Source organism: Pseudomonas oryzihabitans, assembly GCF_001518815.1.
GTDB lineage: Bacteria > Pseudomonadota > Gammaproteobacteria > Pseudomonadales > Pseudomonadaceae > Chryseomonas > Chryseomonas oryzihabitans_E.
Genome location: NZ_CP013987.1, coordinates 746329 through 767617, shown reverse-complemented (window position 1 = coordinate 767617; position 21289 = coordinate 746329). Strand labels below are relative to the sequence as shown.

The window sequence follows — 21289 nt, the reverse complement described above, 5'->3', positions numbered from 1 at the left end:
CTCCCGATCGTTGGACTTCGGCGATAAGGCCGCCTCAGCCCAACCTACGGCTATCCTCCGCGTAGGTTGGGTTGAGCGCAGCGAAGCCCAACAATTCCGGACCACCACGCCGGATACTACAGTTTCCAGCTGTTGGGCTTCGGCGACGGAGCCGCCTCAACCCAACCTACGACACGTCCCGCCCACACCAACAAACCAGCCCCCTCTCCCCCTGGAAGAGGGTTGGGGTGAGGGCCGCCCTTCACGGACTCCAGAAACGACAACGCCCGTGCCGGCAAGGCCGGACACGGGCGTTGTAGGAGCCTGTTGCCAGGCTTAGTGCTGGTGACCACCTTCGCCATGGATGTGACCATGGGCGATTTCTTCGTCGCTGGCGGCACGCACGTTGACCACCTTCACATCGAAGTTCAGGCGCTGGCCGGCCAGGGGATGGTTGCCGTCAACGGTGACCTGGTCGCCGTCGATGTCACGCACGGTGACGATCTGCATGGCGCCGTCCGGGCCGGAGGCATGGAACTGCATGCCCACTTCCAGCTCGTCCACGCCTTCAAACATTTCCTTGCCCAGGGTGGCGACCAGCTCCGGAGTGTATTCGCCATAGGCGTCTTCCGGCTCGATGGCCACTTTCAGCTCGTCACCGGCCTGCTTGCCGGACAGAGCACGCTCCAGACCCGGAATGATGTTGCCTGCGCCTTGCAGGTACACCAGCGGAGCACCACCAGCGGAGCTGTCGATGACTTCGCCGGCGTCGTTGGTCAGGGTGTAGTCGATGGATACTGCCGTGTTCGCCGCGATCTGCATGGCCAGAACCTTCATGCTGGGAAAAATTTAGGATGACGCATCAGTCTACGCGTCCAACTTAGCAATTGCGAATGCGTTCGGTCAGTCCCCTGGCGCCCGGAGGCATCTGGAGGGCGCCCCTGCAACGGTGTTCGACCGCTCGTCACGCAATCGCCATGGCCGCTTCACGGGGCTGTCATCCCGGCTACCTAGGGTTTGCTGCATACCCACTGCCGGAGCCCTGCCATGCCGATTCCAGTGTCCGCTCCACCCGCGCTGCGCGCCGAACGCCTGTCGACCGCCGCGGACATCCGCGCCGCCCAGCGCCTGCGGGCCTCGGTCTTCGGCAGTACCTACGGCGTGCATTTCGCCGACAATCTCGACCAGGATGCCTTCGATGCCCACTGCCTGCATCTGGGGGTGCGTGACCTGCGCAACGGCGAGCTGATCGCCACCACGCGCCTGCTCGACGGCCGTCGGCGCGAGCACCTGGGTAGCCTCTACAGCGAAAGCGAATTCCAGCTGGAGGGTCTGGACACCCTGCAGGGCCCGCTGCTGGAAATCGGCCGCACCTGCGTGGCGCCCGGGCATCGCACCGGCGCGGCCATCGCCCTGCTGTGGGCGGAACTGGCCGAGATCATGGCCTGCGGCGACTACCGCTACCTGATGGGCTGCGCCAGCGTGCCCATGGCCGACGGTGGCCTGCAGGCCGCTGCCCTGCTTCGCCAGGCCGCGCGGGACGAGCGCACCCCGGCGATCCGCGCCACGCCGCGGCGGCCACTGCCCTTCGTCGCCGTGCCGGACAACCTGGTGGTGCAACTGCCGCCCCTGCTCAAGGCCTATCTGCGCCTGGGCGCCCAGGTCTGCGGTGCGCCCTGCTGGGATCCGGAATTCGGCGTGGCCGACGTCTTCATCCTGCTCAAGCGCGAAGACCTCTGCCCGCGCTATGCCCGCCATTTCAAGGCCGCGGTATGAGGCGACTGCGCCTCGCCCTGCGCCTCATGCCGGTCCTGGCTGCACTGCTGCTCGGGGCGCTGTTCGCCCTGACGGTGGCGCTGGCGTCCGCCCTCAGTGGCCGGCCCTGCCTGGTGCTGCGCCAGCAGCTGACGCGGTGTTTCTTCCAGGCGCTGGCCCAGGCGCTGCGGCTGCGGCTGGAGGTGAGTGGCGAGGTGCCGCGAGGCACCCATCTCTGGCTGGCCAATCATGTGTCCTGGCTGGATATCGTCGGCCTCGGCAGCCTACGGCCATTGAGTTTCCTGTCCAAGGCCGAGGTGGCGGACTGGCCCTTCGCCGGCTGGCTGACGCGCCAGGCCGGTACCCTGTTCATCCGCCGTGGCGCCGAGCGTGGCGATGCCCTCGGCGAGGCCCTGACCACGCGGCTGACACAGGGCTTGTCGCTGGCGCTCTTTCCCGAGGGCACCACCACCGATGGCAGCGGACTCCGAACCTTTCATGGCCGGCTGCTGAGCCCGGCCATCGCCACCGGCACGCCGCTGCAACCCGTGGCCCTGAGCTATTGGCGCCACGGCACGCGCGACCAGACGGCCGCCTTCATCGGGGAAGACGATCTGGTCAGCCACCTGCTGCGGCTGCTGGACAACGGCGGCACCACCCTGAGGATCGAGCTGCTGCCGCCGATCCTGCCTCAGGGTCGACCGCGCCAGGTGCTGGCAGGTGAATGCCAGGCGGCCATCGCCGCCCGCCTCGGGATTCAACTGGAAACGCGCGCCGCGCGCTCGGCAGCGGCAAAGGCCTGCAGCTGCGGATAGAAGTCGCGAAAGTCTTCCAGCAGGCCGTCATAGGCGGTGTCCAGCTCGGCGAAGGCACCGGCCAGCAGTTCCGGACGCGACAGCCGCCGCGCCATGCCCTCCACCACCCGTTCCAGCACGGCGAAGTCCGTGTAGCTGCCCAGCCAGTCCTGGCGCGCCATCAGGGGGGCGATAGAGGCCAATCGCGGCGGCAGTTCCGGTTCGTCCAGCAGGGTCTGGTAGCAATCCGCGACAAAGCTCGGCAGCGGCTGATCGGCGTAGTCGGGCCAGAGGCGCGCCAGACAGTGATCGAAGAAGACGTCCACCAGCAGACCGGCCACTCGCCGCCGCGCCGCGGGCAGCCGGGCCTTGGCCCGGATCACCAGGGGGTGGTCATCGGTGTATACGTCGATGCGCCGATGCAGCCGGATGCCGGCGGCGATTCCGGTTGGCCAGGCGTCCGCCGAGCCCTTGACGAAATCGCCATAGAGACTGCCAAGACGGTCTTCGCGGCCAGGGCCGCCCAGGTGCAGGTGAGCGAGATAATTCATCCCACCAGCATACTCCAGCCGCAACCGGGCGGTTTTCCTGGACGACCCGCGGCTGCTAGGCTCGGACCTCCTTTCCTTCTCCGCTGGAGTCGTCATGCCCGCTCGCGCCGTGTTCCTCGACTATGCCTCCCTCGACCTGGGCGATCTGGACCCGGCCCCGCTGCGTGCGGTGTTCGACGAGCTGGAGCTGTACCCCGCCACCGCCCCGGACGAGATCGCCGCGCGACTGGCCGGCGCCCAGGTCGCCATCGTCAACAAGGTGGTGCTGGACGCCCAGACCCTGGCCGCCTGTCCGGAATTGAAACTGGTGCTGGTGAGCGCCACCGGTACCAACAACATCGACCTGGAAGCCGCGCGTGCCCAGGGTGTACGCGTCTGCAACTGCCAGGGCTACGGCACTGCCTCGGTCGCCCAGCACACCCTGGCCCTGCTGCTGGCCCTGGCTACCCGCTTGCCGGACTACCAAGCGGATATCCGCGCTGGGCGCTGGCAGACCGCCAGCCAGTTCTGCCTGCTCGATCACCCCATCGTCGAGCTGGAGGGCAAGACCCTTGGCCTGCTCGGCCTGGGCGAGTTGGGCAGCGCGGTCAAGCGCCTGGCCGAAGCCTTCGGCATGCAGACCCTGGTGGGTCAGTTGCCCGGCCGTCCGGCGCGCCCCGGCAGCCTGCCGCTGGCCGAACTGCTGCCCCAGGTGGACGCCCTGACGATGCACTGCCCGCTGACCGAGCAGACCCGCGGCCTGATTGGTGCGGCGGAACTGGCGGCGATGAAATCCACGGCCTTCCTGGTCAACACCGCACGCGGCGGCATCGTCGACGAACAGGCCCTGGCCGATTGCCTGAGACGCGGCCACCTGGCCGGCGCCGCTACCGATGTGCTCAGCGTGGAGCCCCCGCGCGACGGCAATCCGCTGCTGGCCGGCGACATTCCGCGACTGATCGTCACCCCGCACAATGCCTGGGGCAGTCGCGAGGCGCGCCAGCGGATCATCGGCCAGTTGGCCGACAACGCCCAAGGCCATTTCGCCGGCACACCGCAGCGGGTGGTCTGCTAAAGTTCGCGCTTTTTTCGCCAGGTAGCCCCATGGATCCGCGCAGCGAAGTCCTCCTCCGTCATCCCGAGCGCTTCGGCGGCCCCCTGTTGCTGGCGGGGCTACCGGCTGACGACCTGCTCAGCGCCCTGCCCGCGGCCAGTGGCTGGAGTTGGCACGCTGGCGAGGCCGAGCAACTGGCCCGGCGCTATCCGGGACGCTCTCATCTAGGCATCGAACCGCCCCCGGGCGACTTCGCTGGCGCCGTGCTGTTCCTGCCCAAGTCCCGCGAGGCCACCGACTTCCTGCTCACCGCCCTGGCTCGCTGCCTGCCGACCGAGGGCAGCCTCTATCTGGTCGGCGAAAAGAAGGCCGGTATCGAACGCGCCGCGCGCCAGCTAGGTGCCTTCGGCAAGGCCAGCAAGCTCGACAGTGCTCGGCACTGCCAACTGTGGGTGGTGCAAGGCCCGCATACCGAGGCCGACCCGCGTCCGGACGCCTGGCTGCAACGCCAGCAGCTGGCCCGGGCCGGGGTGGAACTTGAGATCTTCAGCCTGCCGGGGGTTTTCAGCCATGGGCGGCTGGACGTGGGCACGGCGCTGCTGCTGGAGCAACTGGATGGCCTGCCCGAAGGTGCGGTGCTCGACTTCGGCTGCGGCGCGGGCGTGGTCGGCGCCACCCTGGCCCGCCGCTATCCCGCCAGCACCCTGCATCTGCTGGACGTGGACGCCTTCGCCGTCGCCAGCAGTCGTCAGACCCTGGCGGCCAACGGCCTGACCGGAACGGTGATCGCGGGTGATGGCATCGCCGCGGCGCCCACCGGGCTCGCCGCCATCGTCAGCAATCCGCCCTTCCACAGTGGCGTGAAGACCGACTATCGCACCACCGAGACCCTGCTAGCCGACGCGGTACACCGTCTGCGCCCCGGCGGCGAGCTGCGCCTGGTGGCCAACAGCTTTCTGCGCTATCCCCCATTGATCGAGGCTGCCTTCGGCAACTGCCGCACCCTGGCCGAGCGGGACGGCTTCAAGGTCTATAGCGCGCGGCGGCGGTAACGCTGTTAGGCTTCGCTGCGCTCAACCCAACCTACGCGGCATCCGTAGGTTAAGTTGAGACGGCTCCATCGTCGAAGTCCAACAGGCGCAGCCGAACCGCGGCAATGTTACCTCCGTAGTACCCAACCAGCCCCTTTCTCCTTGGGAGAGGGTTGGGGTGAGGGAAACCGCCACCCCTAGCCAAACCCTCACCCCTTCTTCGCTGCCTCATACAACGGCATCACCTTGGGAATCGCCGCCTGCAGCGCCTTGGTGCGGTTGGCGTCGGACGGGTGAGTGCTGAGAAATTCCGCCGGCTGCTTGCCCTGGCTGGCCTCGGCCATCTTCTGCCAGAGGGTGATGGCGGCGTTGGGGTTGTAGCCGGCGCGGGCCGAGAGCTCCAGGCCAATGAGGTCGGCCTCGTTCTCGTTGCCACGGCTGAACGGCAGGGTCAGGGCCACCTGGGATACCTGGTCGGCCAGTTGCATGCCGCCCTGGCCGACACCCAGCAGGGCGCCGCCGAGGTTCTCGCCCATCTGGATGGCATAGGCCCGCGACATCTGCTCGCGGCTGTGCTCGCGCAGGGCGTGGGCGATCTCGTGGCCCATCACCGCCGCCAGTTCGTCGTCGGTCAGCTTGAGCTGATCGATGAGGCCGCTGTAGACGAATATCTTGCCGCCCGGGCCGCAGTTGGCGTTGAGCTCGTCGCTCTGCACCAGGTTGACCTGCCAGTCCCAGTTCACCGCGTCCGGGCGGAAGGCCGTGGTCTGCGGGATCAGGCGCTTGGCGATGGCGGCGACGCGCTTGCCGTCGGCGCTGTCATTGGCCAGCTTGCCGGCGGACTTGGCTTCGCTGACCGTCTTGGCATAGGACTGGGCGTACATCTGGTTGACCTGCTGCTCGGACAGCATGCTGAACATGTACTGCTTGCGCTGCACCCCGACCGCGCCACCCGAGGTGGTGTTGACGGTCTGGCAGGCGACCAATAGCAGGCTCAAGGACAGGCCCGCGAGGGGAAGAACACGGCGCATGGGAATCTCCAGGTATCGAGGCGGATACAGCATAGAGAGGGGCGTCGCGCGCGGCAACGTTCGTACGCAGGCGACCGGAGGCCTCAATGGATCGTCAGCGCCGCCGATAGCCACGGCATTGAATGCCCTCCGGAGTCCCCGATGAGTTCCAGATCCATCCGCACCTCCATCACCCTGTTGGCCGGCGCCTGCATCCTGGTGGTGGTGATCGCCCTGATCGCCTATACCCTGCTCGCGGGTCAGCGGACCCGCACGCTGGTCGATACCCATACCGAGGCCCTGGCCGCCAATGCCGCGGAGGCCCAGCTGACCGCGGAAGCCGAAGCCGTGGGCAACCAGCTGCAGCGCCAGCTGGACGTCCCCCTGCAACTCGCCAACCAGCTGGCGCAGCTCAACGTGGCCATGGGCAGCGGTGGCGACCAACAGGTCGACCTGGATCGCCAGAGTCTGGTCCGGCTGCTGGGCCAGACCCTCAAGCGCCAGCCCGGCCTGCTCAGCCTCTATACCGTCTGGGAGCCTAATGCCATCGATGGCCAGGACGAGCGCCATCGCGGCGACGCCGCGGCCGGTTACGATGAGCAGGGCCGCTTCACCCCCTGGTGGCACAAGACCCTCGATGGCGACGTGACGGTGGAGCCGATCGGCCCGACCGTGGAAAGCCAGACCCGGCTGCCTTCGGGCGTGCGCGAAGGCGAGTACTACCTCTGCCCGCGGGAGTCCCGTACCACCTGCGTGCTCGACCCCATGCCCGATACCGTCAACGAACAACAGGTGCTGATCGCCTCCTTCAACGTACCCATCCTGGTCGGTGGCGCCTTCAAGGGCGTGGTCGGCGCCGACGTGCCACTGGACTTCATCCAGCGCCAGCTGGTCAAGGCCAATGGCCGTCTCTATGGCGGCGTGGGGCGCATGGCCCTGGTGGCCGGCAAGGGCACCCTGGTCGCCTACACTGCCGACGCCGCCCAGCTGGGCAAGCCGGCCGAACCGGTGCTGGGCGCAACCCTGGCCGGTCTCAAGGACCTTGGCGAGGGCGTCACGCGCCGTTTTGATGCCAAAAGCGAGCGCTACCAGGTCTATCTGCCGCTGCGCTTCACCGGCGACGACCGTCAGGTCTGGACACTGATCATCGAGCTGCCCCGCGAAGCGGTGCTGGCCGATCTCTACAGCCTCAAGGAAACCCTGGGCACGCAGAGACACCAGGACGTGATCGGCATGCTGCTGGTGGGCCTGGCGGTCGCCGGCGCCGGCCTGTTGGTGCTCTGGTTGATCAGCCTGCGCATTGCCCGTCCGCTGCGGCAGATGGTCGCCATGCTCGACGCCATAGGGCAGGGCGACGGCGACCTGACCCAGCGCCTCGCCACTGATCGCCGTGACGAGGTCGGGGCCATGGCCGGCGGCTTCAACAGCTTCCTGGCGTCGCTGCAGAACCTCATCGGCCAGCTGGTCCGCTCGGTGGGCGAGGTGGCCACGGCGGCCGACCACACCTCCCATATCGCCCAGCGCACCCGCGACGGCGTGGAGCGGCAGTTGCAGGAGATCGACCAGCTGGCGACCGCCATGCAGGAGATGACCGCTACCGCGCAGGACGTGGCAGGTAATGCCGGTCGCGCGGCGCGCGCCGCCACCGAGGCGGACGGCGCGGTCAACGAAGGTCAGCGGCTGGTGCAGCAGAACGTCGCCAGCAGTACCGCCCTCGCCCAGGAGATCGAACGCGCGGTGGACCAGGTCCGCCGGGTCGCCGAGGACAGCGAGAACATCGGCTCCATCCTCACCACCATCAACGGCATCGCCGAGCAGACCAACCTTCTGGCGCTCAACGCCGCCATCGAGGCGGCCCGGGCCGGCGAACAGGGCCGTGGCTTCGCGGTGGTGGCCGACGAGGTGCGCAACCTGGCACAGAAGACCCAGGTCGCCACTGGCGAGATCCAGGCGATGATCCAGCGCCTGCAGCAGGGCACCCGCGAGGCGGTGACGGTGATGCAGAGCAGCGGCGCCCAGACCAGCACGCAGGTCGCCCAGACCGAGGCCACCCGTCGCGCCCTGGACACCATCCTGGCGGCCGTGAGCGAGATCACCACCATGAACCTGCAGATCGCCAGCGCGGCGGAAGAGCAGAGCGCGGTGGCCGAAGACATCAATCGCAACGTGGTCAACATCGGCCAGAGCGCCCAGGCGGTTCACGGCGAAGCCGACAGCGCCTCGCGTGCCGGCCAGCAGCTGCGCGAGCTGGCCGAGCAGCAACGCCAGCTGGCGGGACGTTTCCGCGTCTAGCAGCGCGACCCTCGTGCCCCTCTCCCCTTGGGCGAGGGCTGGGGTCAAGGCCGGGTCACCACCCGGCCCCCTCGACACCTTGGCGTTCGTCGGCAGGGCTACCCGGCCAAAACCCTAAAGGGGGAGCGGTGCACTGCCGATAGCCTGGCGCCACCCAAGCACTGGAGTGCTCTCGATGTCTTTCCGCTCAGTTCGTACGACCATCACGCTGCTCTCGGGGAGCTGCATCCTGGCCGTCGTCATGGCGCTCGTCGGTTATGTGCTCTTTGCCGGCATGCGTACCCAGAGTCTGGTCGACACCCATACCGCCCAGCTTGCCGAACGTGCCGCCCAGGCCCGACTGGACGCCCAGGCCCAGGCGATCGCCGGCAACCTGATGCAGAAGCTGGATCTGCCGCTCACCGTCGCCCGCGGCATCGCCCAGCTCAATGCCCAGGCCGACAGCAGTGCCGAACGACACCTGAAGATCGACCGCGACGGCCTCTCCAACCTGCTTCAGGAAACCCTGCTCGACAATCCCGAACTGCTCGATGTCTATGCGGGCTGGGAGCCCAATGCCTTCGACGGCGCGGATGCCCAGTACGCCGGACGCAGCGAAGCCGGCTATGACGCCACGGGTCGCTTCATGCCCTGGTGGTATCGCACGCCCGAGGGCGGGCTGAAGGTGGAGCCGCTGGGACCGACCATGGAGAGCCAGACCATCCTGCCTACCGGGGTCCGCGAGGGTGAGTACTATCTCTGCCCGAGGCAGCGTCTCAAACCCTGCATCGTCGACCCGGCACCCTACGAGATGAATGGGCAGAAGATCCTGATGTCCTCCTTCAATGTGCCCATCCTGGTCAAGGGCGCTTTCAAGGGCGTGGTCGGCGCCGATCTGTCCCTGGCCTTCATCCAGGAACAGCTCAAGCAGGCCAATGCCGGACTCTACGACGGCGCCGGCAGCATGGCACTGGTCGCCAACCGCGGCACCCTGGTGGCCTATACCCGGGATCCCAAGGCACTTGGCGAGCCGGCCACACAGATTCTCGGCGACGCCGCCCAGGGCCTGGCGCAACTCGGCGACGGCGTGACCCGCCGCTTCGACAGCCAGCACGACCTCTACCAGGTGTATCTACCCCTGCGCCTGGGCAGCGATGCCACCACCTGGACACTGATCCTGCAACTGCCCCGTGCCGCGGTGCTCAGCGACCTGCAGCTCCTGCAACAGGCCCTCGGCGAGCAACGCCGCACCGACATGATCGGCATGCTGCTGGTGGGCCTGCTGGTAGCCGGCGGCGGCCTGCTGCTGCTCTGGCTCATCAGCCTGCGTATCGCCCGACCCCTGCGGCAGATGGTGGCCATGCTCGACGACATCGCCAAGGGCGATGGGGACCTGACCCAGCGGCTGACGGTCAATCGCCGGGACGAACTTGGCGCCATCGCGACTGGCTTCAATGCCTTCCTCGGCTCCCTGCAGCACCTTATCGGTCAGCTGGTGCACTCGGTTGGCGACGTGAACGCGGCTGCCAGCCAGACCACCGACATCGCCCAGCGCACCCGCGACGGCGTCCAGCGTCAGCTGCAGGAAATCGATCAGGTGGCCACCGCCATGCAGGAGATGACGGCTACCGCCCAGGATGTCGCCAGCAATGCCGGCCGCGCCGCTCAGGCCGCCACCCAGGCCGACAAGGCGGTCGGCGAAGGCCAGCGCGTGGTCCAGCAGAACGTTCGTGACTGCACCAGGCTGGCCGAGGAAATCGAGCGTGCCGTGACTCAGGTACGCCTGGTGGCGGACGACAGCGAGAATATCGGCTCCATCCTCACCACCATCAACGGTATCGCCGAACAGACCAACCTGCTGGCGCTCAACGCGGCCATCGAGGCGGCCCGGGCTGGCGAGCAGGGCCGCGGCTTCGCCGTGGTGGCCGACGAGGTACGCACCCTAGCGCAAAAGACCCAAATCGCCACTGGAGAGATTCAGAGCATGATCCAGCGCTTGCAGAGCGGCACCCGCGATGCCGTGGCGCTGATGCAGGACAGTCATGCCCAGACCGACAATCAGGTGGAACAGACCCAGGCCGCCAGCCGGGCTCTGGAGGTCATTCTCGCGGCTGTCGGCGAGATCACCGAGATGAATCTGCAGATCGCCAGCGCGGCCGAGGAACAGAGCGCCGTGGCCGAGGACATCAACCGCAACGTGGTCAACATCGGCCAGGCGGCCAATGGCGTACACGACCAGGCGGATCAGGCTTCACGTGCCGGCGGTCATCTGAGCGAACTGGCCGAGCGACAGCACCAGTTGGCGGCGCGCTTCAAGGTCTGACTACAGCGGCGTCAAACACTCCGGCCCATCCACCTCGGGCCGGTTGACGATGTCCGCCAGCACCCGCTCGCGCAGCGGCATGCCGCCGGTCGCCAGCACTTCCTGCAGGGCCTCGGGAGAGCTTTCCGGATCCTGCCAGAGGGCACGGCCCGCCTCGTCGAGCAGAATGGGGCGGCGCAGCGGGCCGGCCGGCTGGGTGACCATGGCCACCGACAGCCAGAGCTGATCGCCGGCCGGATAGGCCTCCCAGAGCGCGGCGAACCAGGCCAGCGGCTCGCCATTGAGCATCCAGTAGGGTCGCTTGCGGTGGTTGCCGCGCCACTCATAGAAGCCATTGGCCGGCAGCAGGCAGCGCCGCAGGCGAAAGGCCTCGCGAAACATCGGCTGGGTAGCCAGGCTTTCAGCACGGGCATGGGTGGGGGTGCGGGAAAGATCGGTGAGCCAGGGGGGCGTCAGTCCCCAGCGGCCACTGTCGAGACGCTCGCCCTCCTCCGTGCGCCGCTGCAGCAGCACCTGCTGATGGGGGGAGATGTTCCAGCGCGGCGGATGCCGTTCAGGCAACCCCGGCAGCGCGGCGAATTCGGTGGGCCAGCGGAACAGGGCGTAGCGTCCGGACATGAAAACCTTTCAACAGATGAGGATGCCCTGCTCGGGGGAGGGATCCTCTCCCGGCAGGGGCGTGGCGGCATTGTACGCGGCGATCAGTGCCTGCGCGCGCTGGGCTTCCTCGTCCTCGACCAGCAGACCGAGCAGCCCCACCGCCGGCAGGTCACCGATGCCTCCGAGCAGATGGCGACCGGCGAGGAAACCACTGATGCCCTCGCTGGCGAGCACGGCCAGGAGCAGTTCGCCCTCGTGCAGCGACCCCGGCTCATAGATGCGGCGCATCAGTCATCCTCCCGCCGAACCTCGAGATTCCAGTCCTCGCCGTCGGTGTGCAGCCCGAAGCGGATCGGTCGGCAGCAGACTTCGCAGTCTTCGTAGTAGTCCTGATCACCGCCGCTGAGGTCGAGCACCACCTCGCCCGGTTCGCCGCAATAAGGGCAATCGTATTCCTGGCTTTCCAGCATCTGCCTGTACTCCTTGACCGCCAACCTGCCGCCCATCCGGCCCCTGGCGCTTGCATCTGGCGCCACGCCCACTACTATGGCCGCCGGAATTTCTACAAGAGAACACCATGGGCGAGTTCGAAGCCATTCGACCCTATAACGACGCGGAAGTCCCCGGGGTTCTGGCCCGCCTGATCGACGACGACCACTTCATCGGCATCCTTGCCGGCTACCGGTTCCCGCGCCTGTCCAAGGGACTCGGCTGGGTAGTGCGCCCGCTGCTGCGCACGCGCCTGCGCCAGGAACTGAGTGGTATCCAGAGCGTCGCGGCGCTGCAGGACAAGCTCGAACCCTATGTGGATCGCGCCATCGAGAAGGCCTCGGACGGCGTCACCTACTCGGGCATCGACCAGCTGCGCAGCGGCCGCGCCTACCTGTTCCTGGCCAACCACCGCGACATCGTGATGGACCCGGCCTTCGTCAACTATGCCGTCTACCACGCCGGTCTGCCAACGCCGCGCATCGCCATCGGCGACAACCTCCTGCAGAAGCCCTTCGTCAGCGACCTGATGCGGCTGAACAAGAGCTTCATCGTGCACCGCTCCATCAGCGGCCGGCGCGAAAAGCTGGCGGCGTACCAGAACCTGTCCGCCTACATCAATCATTCGATCCGCCAGGACGGCCAGTCCATCTGGATCGCCCAGGCCGAGGGCCGAGCCAAGGACGGCGACGACCGCACCGATTCGGCCATCCTCAAGATGTTCCACATGAGCTGCAAGGACGAGCCCTTCGCCGAACTGGTCAAGGCGCTGAACATCGTGCCGGTATCCATCAGCTACGAATTCGATCCCTGCGACCAGGCCAAGGCTCGCGAACTGCACATCCGCGCCACCACCGGCGGCTATACCAAGGCGCCGGGCGAGGATGACGTCAGCATCGCGCTGGGCATCACCGGCTACAAGGGGCGGGTGCACGTGGCCTTCGGCGAGCCGGTCAGTGGCGAGTTCGAGGATGCCAAGGCGTTGGCCCAGGAGATGGATCGGCAGATCCTCGGCAACTACCGGCTGTTTCCTGCCAGCTACCTGGCCTATGCCGCCTGGGATGGCCGCGATGCGGAGCTGGCCGTGCCCACCGTGGACACCCTGTTTCCGGCCGAGGAGATCGAGGTCGCCCGTGCCGAGTGGGAAAGACGCCTGGCCGAATGCCCGGCGGACCACCGCGCCCAGCTGGTGCGCCAGTACGCCCAGCCGGTGCTGAACAAGTACCGCGTCCTGGCCGGTCTGGAATAGCCCACGCGCGCTCATGAAAAAGCCCGGCACGAGCCGGGCTTTTTTGTGGACGGTCGCGGCTCAATGGCCGCTGAGCACCTGCACCACCGTCGGATCCTTGAACACCCGGGTCAGGGCATCGCTCAGGACATCGCTGACCAGCTTGGTGTTGGCCTCGGCATTGGGCGCCATGCCAAAGCGCTGGTTGAGACTGGCACCATAGCGACCCTTGTAGCCGCGCTGGCTGTTGCGCACCTCGACCTGGAAGGCCGCCGCGACGTCGGACGCGGTGACGTACAGCTCCTTGGGCGACTGATAGTTCAGCTCGGCCAGGGTCAGGGTCAGCTGGGGCGCGCCTGGGCCGGCATTGGGTGACGGGGTGAAGCCCATCTGGCGCACGGCCTTCTCGGCTTCCGCCTGCAGCTTGGGAATCACGTCCTGGGTCTGCACTACCACCACACTGGTGTCGGGATAGAGACCGCCGCGGGTGCCCAGGGTGAAGGAGGAACGCCCGTCGACCACCCGGACCGAGATCGGCTGGCCCTGGCCGACCGGGGCGATGGGCGCGGTGATCTGGGGTTGCGGACTCAATTGCTGGGGGCTGCTGGCACAACCGACCAGGGTCAGACCAGTGGCGGCGAGCAGGCCGAGCAACAGGCGATAGCGCATGCAGAGACTCCGGAAGAAAGGGACAGGGGGCAGTATACCCAGCCCCTCACCGGCGTCGATAGACCGGGCCTCCGGACAAAGAAACGCCGGCACGAGGCCGGCGTCGCTCAGACCAGGTGTTATGGCTTGGTCGCCAGCGGCGGCCGGGTCTGGCTGCGTTCCAGCCAGCCACCGCCGAGGGCCTTGTAAAGGGTGACCTCGCTGTTGAGCTGGTTGAGTCGGTCGGTGATCAACTGCTGCTGAGCGCTGTACAGCGAACGCTGGGCGTCGAGTACCGTGAGGTAGTTGTCGATGCCCTGCCGATAGCGCAGGTTGGCCAGGTCGTAGTACTCCTGGCTGGCCTGCACCAGGTCCTGCTGGGCCTGCAGCTGGTCGTCGTAGGTGCCCTTCGCCGCCAGGGCATCGGCCACTTCGCGGAAGGCGGTCTGGATCGCCTTCTCGTAGGTGGCGACGTTGATGTCCTTCTGGATCTTGGCCGCATCCAGGCTGGCCTTGAGACTGCCGGCGGTAAAGATCGGGATGTTGATGCTCGGCGAGAAGGTCCAGTAGCCGGAGCCGGCGTCGAACAGGCCATTGAGATCCCGGCTGGCCGTGCCGCCCTGGGCGGTCAGGCTGATGCGCGGGAAGAAGGCCGCCCGGGCCGCGCCGATGTTGGCATTGGCGGCGCGCAGCTGCAGCTCGGACTGGAGGATGTCCGGACGCTTCTGCAAGAGATCCGACGGCAGGTTGGCCGGCAGGTCGGCGAGCAGGTCCTTGCCATCCAGGCCCTTGCCTTGTGGCAGGTCCGCCGGGATCGAGGTGCCCAGCAGCAGGGTCAGGGCGTTGCGATCCTGGGCCACCTGGCGGGTGTACTGCGCCAGATTCGCCCGCGCTCCTTCCAGGGCGGTACGCGCCTGACGCAGGTCCAGGCCGCTGGCCACGCCGTTCTCGACGGTCTGCCGGGTCAGGTCGTAGGAGCGCTGGTAGGCGGCAAGGGTCTCGCGGGTCACCTGCAGCATGCGCTGGTCGGTGAGCCAGGCGTAGTAGGCATTGGCCACTTCGGACACCAGCGAGATCTGGGTGCTGCGGCGCCCTTCGCTGGTGGCGAAGTAGTTGAGCAGCGCCTGCTCGCTGAGGCTGCGCAGGCGGCCGAACAGGTCCAGCTCATAGGAGGTGAAGCCCAGGGTCACGCTGTACTGGCTGCTGATGCTGCCACCACCCCCGCCGCCCGCGCCGTTGGCACTGTTGCCGGCGAGCAGTTCGCGGATGGCGGAGACCTGGCTCAGGTCCTCCGGCTGACGGGAACGGGTACCGGTACCGCTGACGCCGATATCGGGAAACAGCTCGGCGCGCTGCACGCGGTACTGCGCCTGGTACAGCCGCACGTTCAGGGCGGCCTGGCGCAGGTCGCGGTTGTTGTCCAGCGACAGCTGGATCAGCCGTTGCAGCGCCGGGTCGCGATAGAAATCGCGCCAGCCGATGTCTGCCGCCTGCTGGTCGCGATTGACCGTGAGGGCATCGTAGGCCTGGCCGTGGGGCCAGGCATTCTCCACCGGTGCATTGGGCCGCTGGTAATCGGGGATCAGGCTGCAGCCGGAGACGGCCAGCATGCCCACCACCACTGCCAAGACAGACTTCTTCATATCAGTGTCCTTCCTTGCCATGGGCTTCCTGGTCCTTGCTGGCCTTGTCCTTGAACAGGCTGCTGACCACCACGTAGAACATGGGAATCCAGAAGATCGCCAGGATCGTGGCGGTGAGCATGCCGCCGATCACGCCGGTACCGACCGCGTGCTGGCTGCCGGAGCTGGCGCCCGAGGAGATCGCCAGGGGCACCACGCCCAGGATGAAGGCCATGGAGGTCATGATGATGGGCCGCAGGCGCATGCGCGAGGCTTCCACTGCCGCGTCGACGATGTTCTTGCCGCCTTCGTGCAGCTCCTTGGCGAATTCCACGATCAGGATGGCGTTCTTCGCCGCCAGGCCAATGGTCGTCAACAGACCGACCTGGAAGAAGACGTCGTTGGCCAGACCACGGAAGTAGGTAGCCAGCAAGGCCCCCACCACCCCCAGCGGCACCACCAGGATGACCGCGATCGGGATCGACCAGCTTTCGTACAGCGCCGCGAGGCAAAGGAACACCACCAGCAGCGACAGCGCATAGAGCGCCGGCGCCTGGGAGCCGGACAGCCGTTCCTCGTAGGACAGACCGGTCCAGGCGATGCCCACGCCCTGCGGCAGGTCCTTGGCCATGCGCTCGATCTCGGCCATGGCATCACCGGTGCTGTAGCCAGGCGCGGCGGAACCGAGGATCTCCAGCGAGGAGATGCCGTTGTAGCGCTCCAGCTTGGGCGACCCGTAGATCCATTCGCCGCGGGCGAAGGCCGACACCGGCACCATCTCGCCTGAGCCGTTGCGCACGTACCACTTGTTGAAGTCCTCGGGGTTCATCCGCGCGCTGGCTTCGCCCTGCAGGTACACCTTCTTCACCCGACCGCGGTCGATGAAGTCGTTGACGTAGCTGGAGGCCCAGCCGATGGACAGGGTCTGGTTGACGTCGCTCTGCGACAGGCCCAGGGCCCGCACCTTCTCGTCGTCGACGATGAGCTTGAATTGCGGCTCGTCGTTGAGGCCGTTGGGACGGGTCTGCATCAGCTTGGAATTCTGCGCGGCCATGCCGAGCAGCTGGTTACGGGCAGCCATGAGCGCCTCGTGACCGATGCCGCCCTGGTCCTGCAGATAGAAGTCGAAGCCGGTGGCGTTACCCAGCTCCAGTACCGCCGGCGGCACGATGGCGTAGACGATGGCGTCCTTGATGCCCGACAGGTAGCCCATGGCCCGACCGGCCACGGCGCTGGCACCGTCGCGCGCATCCGGGCGCTCTTCCCAGGGCTTGAGCTGGATGAAGGCCAGACCCGAACTCTGGCCACGACCGGCGAAGTTGAAGCCGTTGACGGTGAACATCGAGCTGACCGCGCTCGAGTCGTTTTTCATCATCATCTCGCGCATGGTGTCGAGCACCTTCTGCGTCCGCTCGGCAGTGGAGCCCGGCGGCGTGGTGACCTGGGCGAAGATCACGCCCTGGTCCTCTTCCGGCAGGAAGGACGACTGGATACGGGTGAACAGGAATACCATGACGCCGACGATCAGCACATAGAGCAGCAGGAAGGGCACCTTGTGGCGGATCACGGCGGCCACGCTGCGCTCGTAACGGTGCTGACCGTTTTCGAACTTGCGGTTGAACCAGCCGAAGAAACCGCGCTTCTCGTGGTGCCCCTGCTTGACCGGCTTGAGCATGGTGGCGCAAAGCGCCGGCGTCAGGATCAGGGCCACCAGCACCGACAGCACCATCGAGGAGACGATGGTGATGGAGAACTGGCGATAGATCACCCCGGTGGAGCCACCAAAGAAGGCCATGGGCACGAACACCGCCGACAGCACCATGGCGATACCCACCAGGGCGCCCTGGATCTGGCCCATGGACTTGCGCGTCGCCTCCTTAGGCGAAAGGCCCTCCTCGGCCATCACCCGCTCGACGTTTTCCACCACCACGATGGCGTCGTCCACCAGCAAGCCGATGGCGAGCACCATGCCGAACATGGTCAGGATGTTGATGGTGAAACCGGCGGCCAGCAGCACCGCGAAGGTGCCCAACAGGACCACGGGCACGGCGATGGTGGGAATCAGGGTGGCCCGGAAGTTCTGCAGGAACAGGAACATCACCAGGAACACCAGCAGGATCGCCTCGCCCAGGGTCTTGACCACCTCGTGGATGGAGGCGGTCACCACTGGGGTGGTGTCATAGGGATAGACCACTTCCATGCCCGGGGGCATGAACGGCTTGAGGCGGTCGATGGTGGCATGGACCGCCTTGGCGGTGTCCAGGGCGTTGGCCCCGGTGGCCAGACGCAGGGCCATGCCGGACGCCGGCTTGCCGTCGAACTGGGCATCGATGGAATAGTTCTCGCCGCCCAATTCCACCCGCGCCACATCGCGTAGCCGGACCTGGGCCCCGCTCTGGTCCACCTTGAGGAAGATCTTGCCGAATTCCTCGACGCTGGTCAGACGGGTCTTGCCGATGATGGTGGCGTTGAGTTGCTGTCCCGGCACCGCCGGCAGGCCACCGAGCTGACCGGAGGCGATCTGCACGTTCTGGCTCTGGATGGCGGCGCTGACATCGACCGGGGTGAGCTGGTACTTCACCAGCTTCTGCGGATCGAGCCAGATGCGCATGGCGTACTGGGCGCCAAACACCTGGAAGTCACCGACACCAGTGGTCCGGGCGATGGGATCACGCATGTTGGAGACGATGTAGTTGGACAGGTCTTCCTTGGTCAGGGAGCCATCCATGGACACCAGGCCCACCACCATCATGAAGTTGCGCTGGTACTTGGCGACGCGCATGCCCTGCTGCTGGACTTCCTGCGGCAGGAGCGGCGTCGCCAGCTGCAGCTTGTTCTGCACCTGGACCTGCGCGATATCGGGGTTGGTGCCCTGGTTGAAGGTCACGATGATGGTCATGCTGCCGTCGGAGTTGGACTCCGAGGAGATGTACCTGAGGTTGTCGATCCCGTTCATCTGCTGTTCGATGACCTGGACCACGGTGTCCTGCACCGTCTGCGCCGAGGCGCCCGGATAGGACACCTGGATCGAGACCGCGGGTGCGGCGATGTTCGGGTACTGGTTGATCGGCAGATTGAGGATCGACAGGATGCCGGCGAGCATGATCACCAGGGCGATTACCCAGGCGAAAATGGGCCGATCGATGAAGAACTTGGACATCGGGCGCTCCCCTTACTGACCCTGACCCGCCGGCTTCTGCTCGGCGGAGGCGATGTTGCTCGCCGGCTTGGCGGTGACGGTGGCACCCGGTTTGATCTTTTGCAGACCCTCGGTGATGACCTTGTCACCGGCCTTGAGGCCATCGGTGACCAGCCAGTCGGAACCGACGGTACGCTCGGTCTTGAGTACCCGTTGCTCGACCTTGCCCTCGCCGTTGACCACCATGGCAGTGGGCTGGCCCTTGAGGTTGCGGGTCACGCCCTGTTGCGGTACCAGCAGGGCGTTCTGGCGCACCCCGGACTGCAACTGGGCACGCACGAACATGCCGGGCAGCAGCAGCTTGTCGGGGTTGGGGAATTCGGCGCGGATGGTCACCGAGCCGGTACCCTGATCCACCGACACCTCGGCGAACTTGAGCTTGCCGGGACGGCTATAGGCGCTACCGTCCTCCAGCATCAGCTTGACCTCGGCGGCGTTCTCGCCCTGCACCTTCTGCAGCTGACCGCTGTCCAGCTCGCGACGCAGGCGCAAGAGGTCGGTGGCGGACTGGGTCACGTCGACATAGATGGGGTCCAACTGGGTGATGCTGGTCAGGGCGGTGGTCTGGTCGGCGGTGACCAGGGCGCCTTCGGTCATCATCGAGCGACCGATGCGGCCGGAGATGGGCGCGGCGACCTTGGTGTAGGCCAGGTTGATCTCGGCGTTGCGCAGGGCGGCCCTGGCCGATTCCACCTGGGCTTCGTTCTGCCGCTGCATGGACAGCGCATCGTCGGCTTCCTGCTTGCTGATCGCCTGCTCCTTGACCAGGGCGCCATAGCGCTGGGCCTTGAGCCGGTTGGAGGCGAGAGTGGCCTGCGCCTGGGCCAGGGAGGCCTTGGCGGAATTGGCGTTGGCCTCGTAGGTGCGCGGATCGATCTGATAGAGCTGAGTGCCGGCCTTCACGTCGGCGCCTTCGGTGAAATAGCGCTTGAGCAGGATGCCGCTCACCTGGGGACGGACCTCGGCGATGCGGAAGGCGGCGGTACGCCCGGGGAGTTCATCGGTCAGGGTCACGGTGCGAGGTTCCATCGTCACCACCCCGACTTCCGCGGGCTTCTGCTGCTGTTGCTGCTGGTCCTTGTTGTCCTGCTTGCCGCAGGCACCCAGGGCTAAGGCTACGGCCAGCAGGGCGGGAGCGAAAAAGGCATGCGCCGGCTTGATCTGCATATCAAAAGTCCTTGAAAGCTGGGAAATGAGCATGCGCAGCGCGCCTTGTGGATCCGCACCGGCTCGAGCATAGGAATTATTATCAGACAAATATACTTACGTTCACGACTGTTTGTAAATAACCCAAGTGCCATGCTCGGGTATCTCGCCAGGTGCTCCGACGCTCGTGAAAAAGGCCATGCTGACAAAACCGGGCCCGTGCGACGACCTCGGTAGCAGACCATGAGGCAGGAGCCGAGTTCTGCCGGGAAATTTCCCTGGCGTCCACTCCATCGCCAAAAACGACCAGCCACAAAAATGCCGGACGAATCCGGCATTTTTGGTTACAACCTGAGGGCGTCCCGTTACTGGCGCACGCCTTCGAAGGACAGCATGAATTCCACTTCCTGGGACTTGGGACCAAGGTCCTTCTGGATGTTGAAATCCTTGAGCTTGAGGGTGGTGGTGCCCTCGAAGCCGGCGCGGTAGCCACCCCACGGGTCCTTGCCCTCGCCCATGAAGTGGGCCTTGATGGTGACCGGCTTGGTCACGCCGTTCAGGGTCAGGTTGCCAGTGACGTCGGCGGTGCCGTCGCCGGTGGGGGTGACCTTGGTGGATTCGAAGCTGGCCTGGGGATGGGCGGCGACGTTGAGGAAGTCGGCGCTGCGCAGGTGCTTGTCACGCTCGGCGTGGTTGGTGTCGACGCTGTCGGTGTTGATGGTCACCTTGACCTTGTCGGCGGAGGGATCCTTGGCATCGAAGCTGAAGTTGCCGTCGAAGTCCTTGAAGGTGCCATACAGCCAGCTGTAGCCCAGGTGCTGGATACGGAACTGGATGAAGGCGTGCTGGCCCTGCTTGTCGATCTTGTAATCGGCGGCCATGGCCTGGCCAGCGCCCAGCAGAGCGGTACCCAGGGCCAGGGCGGCAACGGTTTTCTTCAGCATTGGATGAAGCTCCATGTGGTGGTGGGAAAGGCGATCAGTGCGGGATGTGGACCCGGCCGAGCATGCGGACCAGGGTGCCGTCGCGGTCGACGAAGTGGTGCTTGAGGGCGGCCACCACGTGCAGGCCGGCCAGGACGATCAGCGTCCAGGCGAACCAGAGATGGATCTTGCCAGCGGTGTCGGCCTGCTCCGGCAGACCGCTCAGGGTCGCCGGGACCTTGAACCAGCCAAAGACATCGATGGCCACGCCATCGGCGGTGGAAATCAGGTAGCCGGCCACCATCACGGTGAGCATCAGCCCATAGAGCAGGAAGTGCCCGGCACCCGCGGCGCGGCGCACCAGGGGGCTGCCTTCCACCGGCGGCGGCGGGCTGACCAGGCGCCAGAGCAGGCGCAGCACCAGGGCGATCAGCAAGAGGATGCCGGCGCTCTTATGCAGCTCGGGGGCGGTGTGGTACCAGGTGTCGTAGTAGTCCAGGGTCCGCATCCACAGACCGGAGGCGAACATGGCGATGATCGCCAGGGCCATGACCCAATGCAGAACCAGACTTACCAGACCGTAGCGAAGGCCGTCGTTGCGCCAGTGCATCGCTTTTCTCTCCTGAAAAAGCTTTGCCTAAGCCTAGCCGCAAACGTATCGATGGAAAGCGGAAAAAGTGTCGAATC

General features: G+C 66.4%; 19 protein-coding genes and 1 pseudogene. 8 read left to right on the top strand and 12 right to left on the bottom strand.

What is annotated here, in order from left to right; all coding sequences use genetic code 11:
• Positions 1 to 315: 315 nt before the first annotated feature.
• Complete coding sequence (locus APT59_RS03550) at positions 316 to 801, bottom strand: FKBP-type peptidyl-prolyl cis-trans isomerase (protein ID WP_017639847.1); 486 nt, start codon at positions 799 to 801, stop codon at positions 316 to 318.
• A gap of 225 nt (positions 802 to 1026) precedes the next feature.
• Here APT59_RS03550 and APT59_RS03545 point away from each other — a divergent pair, with 225 nt between their 5' ends.
• Positions 1027 to 1755: a GNAT family N-acetyltransferase gene (locus APT59_RS03545; RefSeq protein ID WP_059313580.1), complete on the top strand. Its 729-nt coding sequence runs from the start codon at positions 1027 to 1029 to the stop codon at positions 1753 to 1755.
• A complete protein-coding gene (locus APT59_RS03540; protein ID WP_059313579.1) occupies positions 1752 to 2549 on the top strand; it encodes a lysophospholipid acyltransferase family protein in 798 nt (265 codons plus the stop codon). Before APT59_RS03545 ends, APT59_RS03540 begins: the two co-directional genes overlap by 4 nt.
• Here the strand turns inward: APT59_RS03540 and APT59_RS03535 are convergent.
• Positions 2492 to 3079 carry an ACP phosphodiesterase gene (locus tag APT59_RS03535; protein ID WP_059313578.1) on the bottom strand — a complete coding sequence of 196 codons (588 nt, stop codon included), beginning with the start codon at positions 3077 to 3079 and terminating at the stop codon, positions 2492 to 2494. The two genes, APT59_RS03540 and APT59_RS03535, sit on opposite strands and share 58 nt — an antisense overlap.
• Before the next feature lie 94 nt (positions 3080 to 3173).
• On the opposite strand from APT59_RS03535, the gene APT59_RS03530 reads away from it, so the two are divergent.
• Together APT59_RS03530 and APT59_RS03525 are read left to right on the top strand one after the other, a co-directional pair.
• Positions 3174 to 4133, top strand: a complete 960-nt coding sequence (locus APT59_RS03530) for a 2-hydroxyacid dehydrogenase (RefSeq protein ID WP_059313577.1) — start codon at positions 3174 to 3176, stop codon at positions 4131 to 4133.
• 29 nt (positions 4134 to 4162) lie between these two features.
• Entirely contained in the window at positions 4163 to 5164 is a 1002-nt protein-coding gene (locus tag APT59_RS03525) for a class I SAM-dependent methyltransferase (protein WP_059313576.1), read from the top strand.
• Positions 5165 to 5352: 188 nt separating this feature from the next.
• On the opposite strand, the gene APT59_RS03520 is transcribed toward APT59_RS03525, so the two are convergent.
• Positions 5353 to 6174 (bottom strand): M48 family metallopeptidase, encoded by an 822-nt coding sequence (locus APT59_RS03520; RefSeq protein WP_059313575.1) that lies wholly within the window; start codon positions 6172 to 6174, stop codon positions 5353 to 5355.
• 141 nt (positions 6175 to 6315) lie between these two features.
• Between APT59_RS03520 and APT59_RS22860 the strand changes: the two are divergent.
• The 3 genes and pseudogenes from APT59_RS22860 to APT59_RS03510 all read left to right on the top strand — a co-directional run.
• Positions 6316 to 7539: pseudogene (locus APT59_RS22860) on the top strand (methyl-accepting chemotaxis protein); the annotation flags it as partial.
• A gap of 21 nt (positions 7540 to 7560) precedes the next feature.
• Entirely contained in the window at positions 7561 to 8445 is an 885-nt protein-coding gene (locus tag APT59_RS22855) for a methyl-accepting chemotaxis protein (RefSeq protein ID WP_420480503.1), read from the top strand.
• A 175-nt stretch (positions 8446 to 8620) separates the two neighbouring features.
• Positions 8621 to 10747, top strand: coding sequence for a methyl-accepting chemotaxis protein (locus APT59_RS03510; RefSeq protein ID WP_059313573.1), 2127 nt, complete (start codon positions 8621 to 8623; stop codon positions 10745 to 10747).
• On the opposite strand, the gene APT59_RS03505 is transcribed toward APT59_RS03510, so the two are convergent.
• From APT59_RS03505 to APT59_RS03495, 3 genes are read right to left on the bottom strand one after another with little or no spacing between them, the layout of a single operon-like run.
• Positions 10748 to 11365: an SOS response-associated peptidase gene (locus tag APT59_RS03505; protein ID WP_059313572.1), complete on the bottom strand. Its 618-nt coding sequence runs from the start codon at positions 11363 to 11365 to the stop codon at positions 10748 to 10750.
• Between the two features lie 9 nt (positions 11366 to 11374).
• Positions 11375 to 11635 carry a putative signal transducing protein gene (locus APT59_RS03500; RefSeq protein ID WP_017639857.1) on the bottom strand — a complete coding sequence of 87 codons (261 nt, stop codon included), beginning with the start codon at positions 11633 to 11635 and terminating at the stop codon, positions 11375 to 11377.
• Positions 11635 to 11817, bottom strand: coding sequence for a CPXCG motif-containing cysteine-rich protein (locus APT59_RS03495; protein WP_017639858.1), 183 nt, complete (start codon positions 11815 to 11817; stop codon positions 11635 to 11637). Before APT59_RS03495 ends, APT59_RS03500 begins: the two co-directional genes overlap by 1 nt.
• Positions 11818 to 11924: 107 nt before the next feature.
• Between APT59_RS03495 and APT59_RS03490 the strand changes: the two genes are divergently transcribed.
• The gene (locus APT59_RS03490) at positions 11925 to 13085 is read left to right on the top strand and encodes a 1-acyl-sn-glycerol-3-phosphate acyltransferase (RefSeq protein ID WP_059313571.1); all 1161 of its coding nucleotides are present in this window, start codon (positions 11925 to 11927) and stop codon (positions 13083 to 13085) included.
• A gap of 60 nt (positions 13086 to 13145) precedes the next feature.
• On the opposite strand, the gene APT59_RS03485 is transcribed toward APT59_RS03490, so the two are convergent.
• From APT59_RS03485 to APT59_RS03460, 6 genes are all read right to left on the bottom strand, one after another.
• Positions 13146 to 13733 (bottom strand): YajG family lipoprotein, encoded by a 588-nt coding sequence (locus APT59_RS03485; protein ID WP_059313570.1) that lies wholly within the window; start codon positions 13731 to 13733, stop codon positions 13146 to 13148.
• Between the two features lie 119 nt (positions 13734 to 13852).
• A complete protein-coding gene (gene adeC / locus APT59_RS03480) occupies positions 13853 to 15355 on the bottom strand; it encodes an AdeC/AdeK/OprM family multidrug efflux complex outer membrane factor (RefSeq protein WP_059313569.1) in 1503 nt (500 codons plus the stop codon).
• Position 15356: 1 nt separating this feature from the next.
• Complete coding sequence (locus APT59_RS03475; RefSeq protein ID WP_059313568.1) at positions 15357 to 18494, bottom strand: efflux RND transporter permease subunit; 3138 nt, start codon at positions 18492 to 18494, stop codon at positions 15357 to 15359.
• Positions 18495 to 18506: 12 nt separating this feature from the next.
• Positions 18507 to 19700 (bottom strand): efflux RND transporter periplasmic adaptor subunit, encoded by a 1194-nt coding sequence (locus APT59_RS03470; protein WP_059313567.1) that lies wholly within the window; start codon positions 19698 to 19700, stop codon positions 18507 to 18509.
• A 344-nt stretch (positions 19701 to 20044) separates the two neighbouring features.
• Positions 20045 to 20623, bottom strand: a complete 579-nt coding sequence (locus APT59_RS03465; RefSeq protein ID WP_059313566.1) for a YceI family protein — start codon at positions 20621 to 20623, stop codon at positions 20045 to 20047.
• Between the two features lie 34 nt (positions 20624 to 20657).
• Positions 20658 to 21212: a cytochrome b gene (locus tag APT59_RS03460; RefSeq protein ID WP_059313565.1), complete on the bottom strand. Its 555-nt coding sequence runs from the start codon at positions 21210 to 21212 to the stop codon at positions 20658 to 20660.
• Positions 21213 to 21289 lie beyond the last annotated feature (77 nt).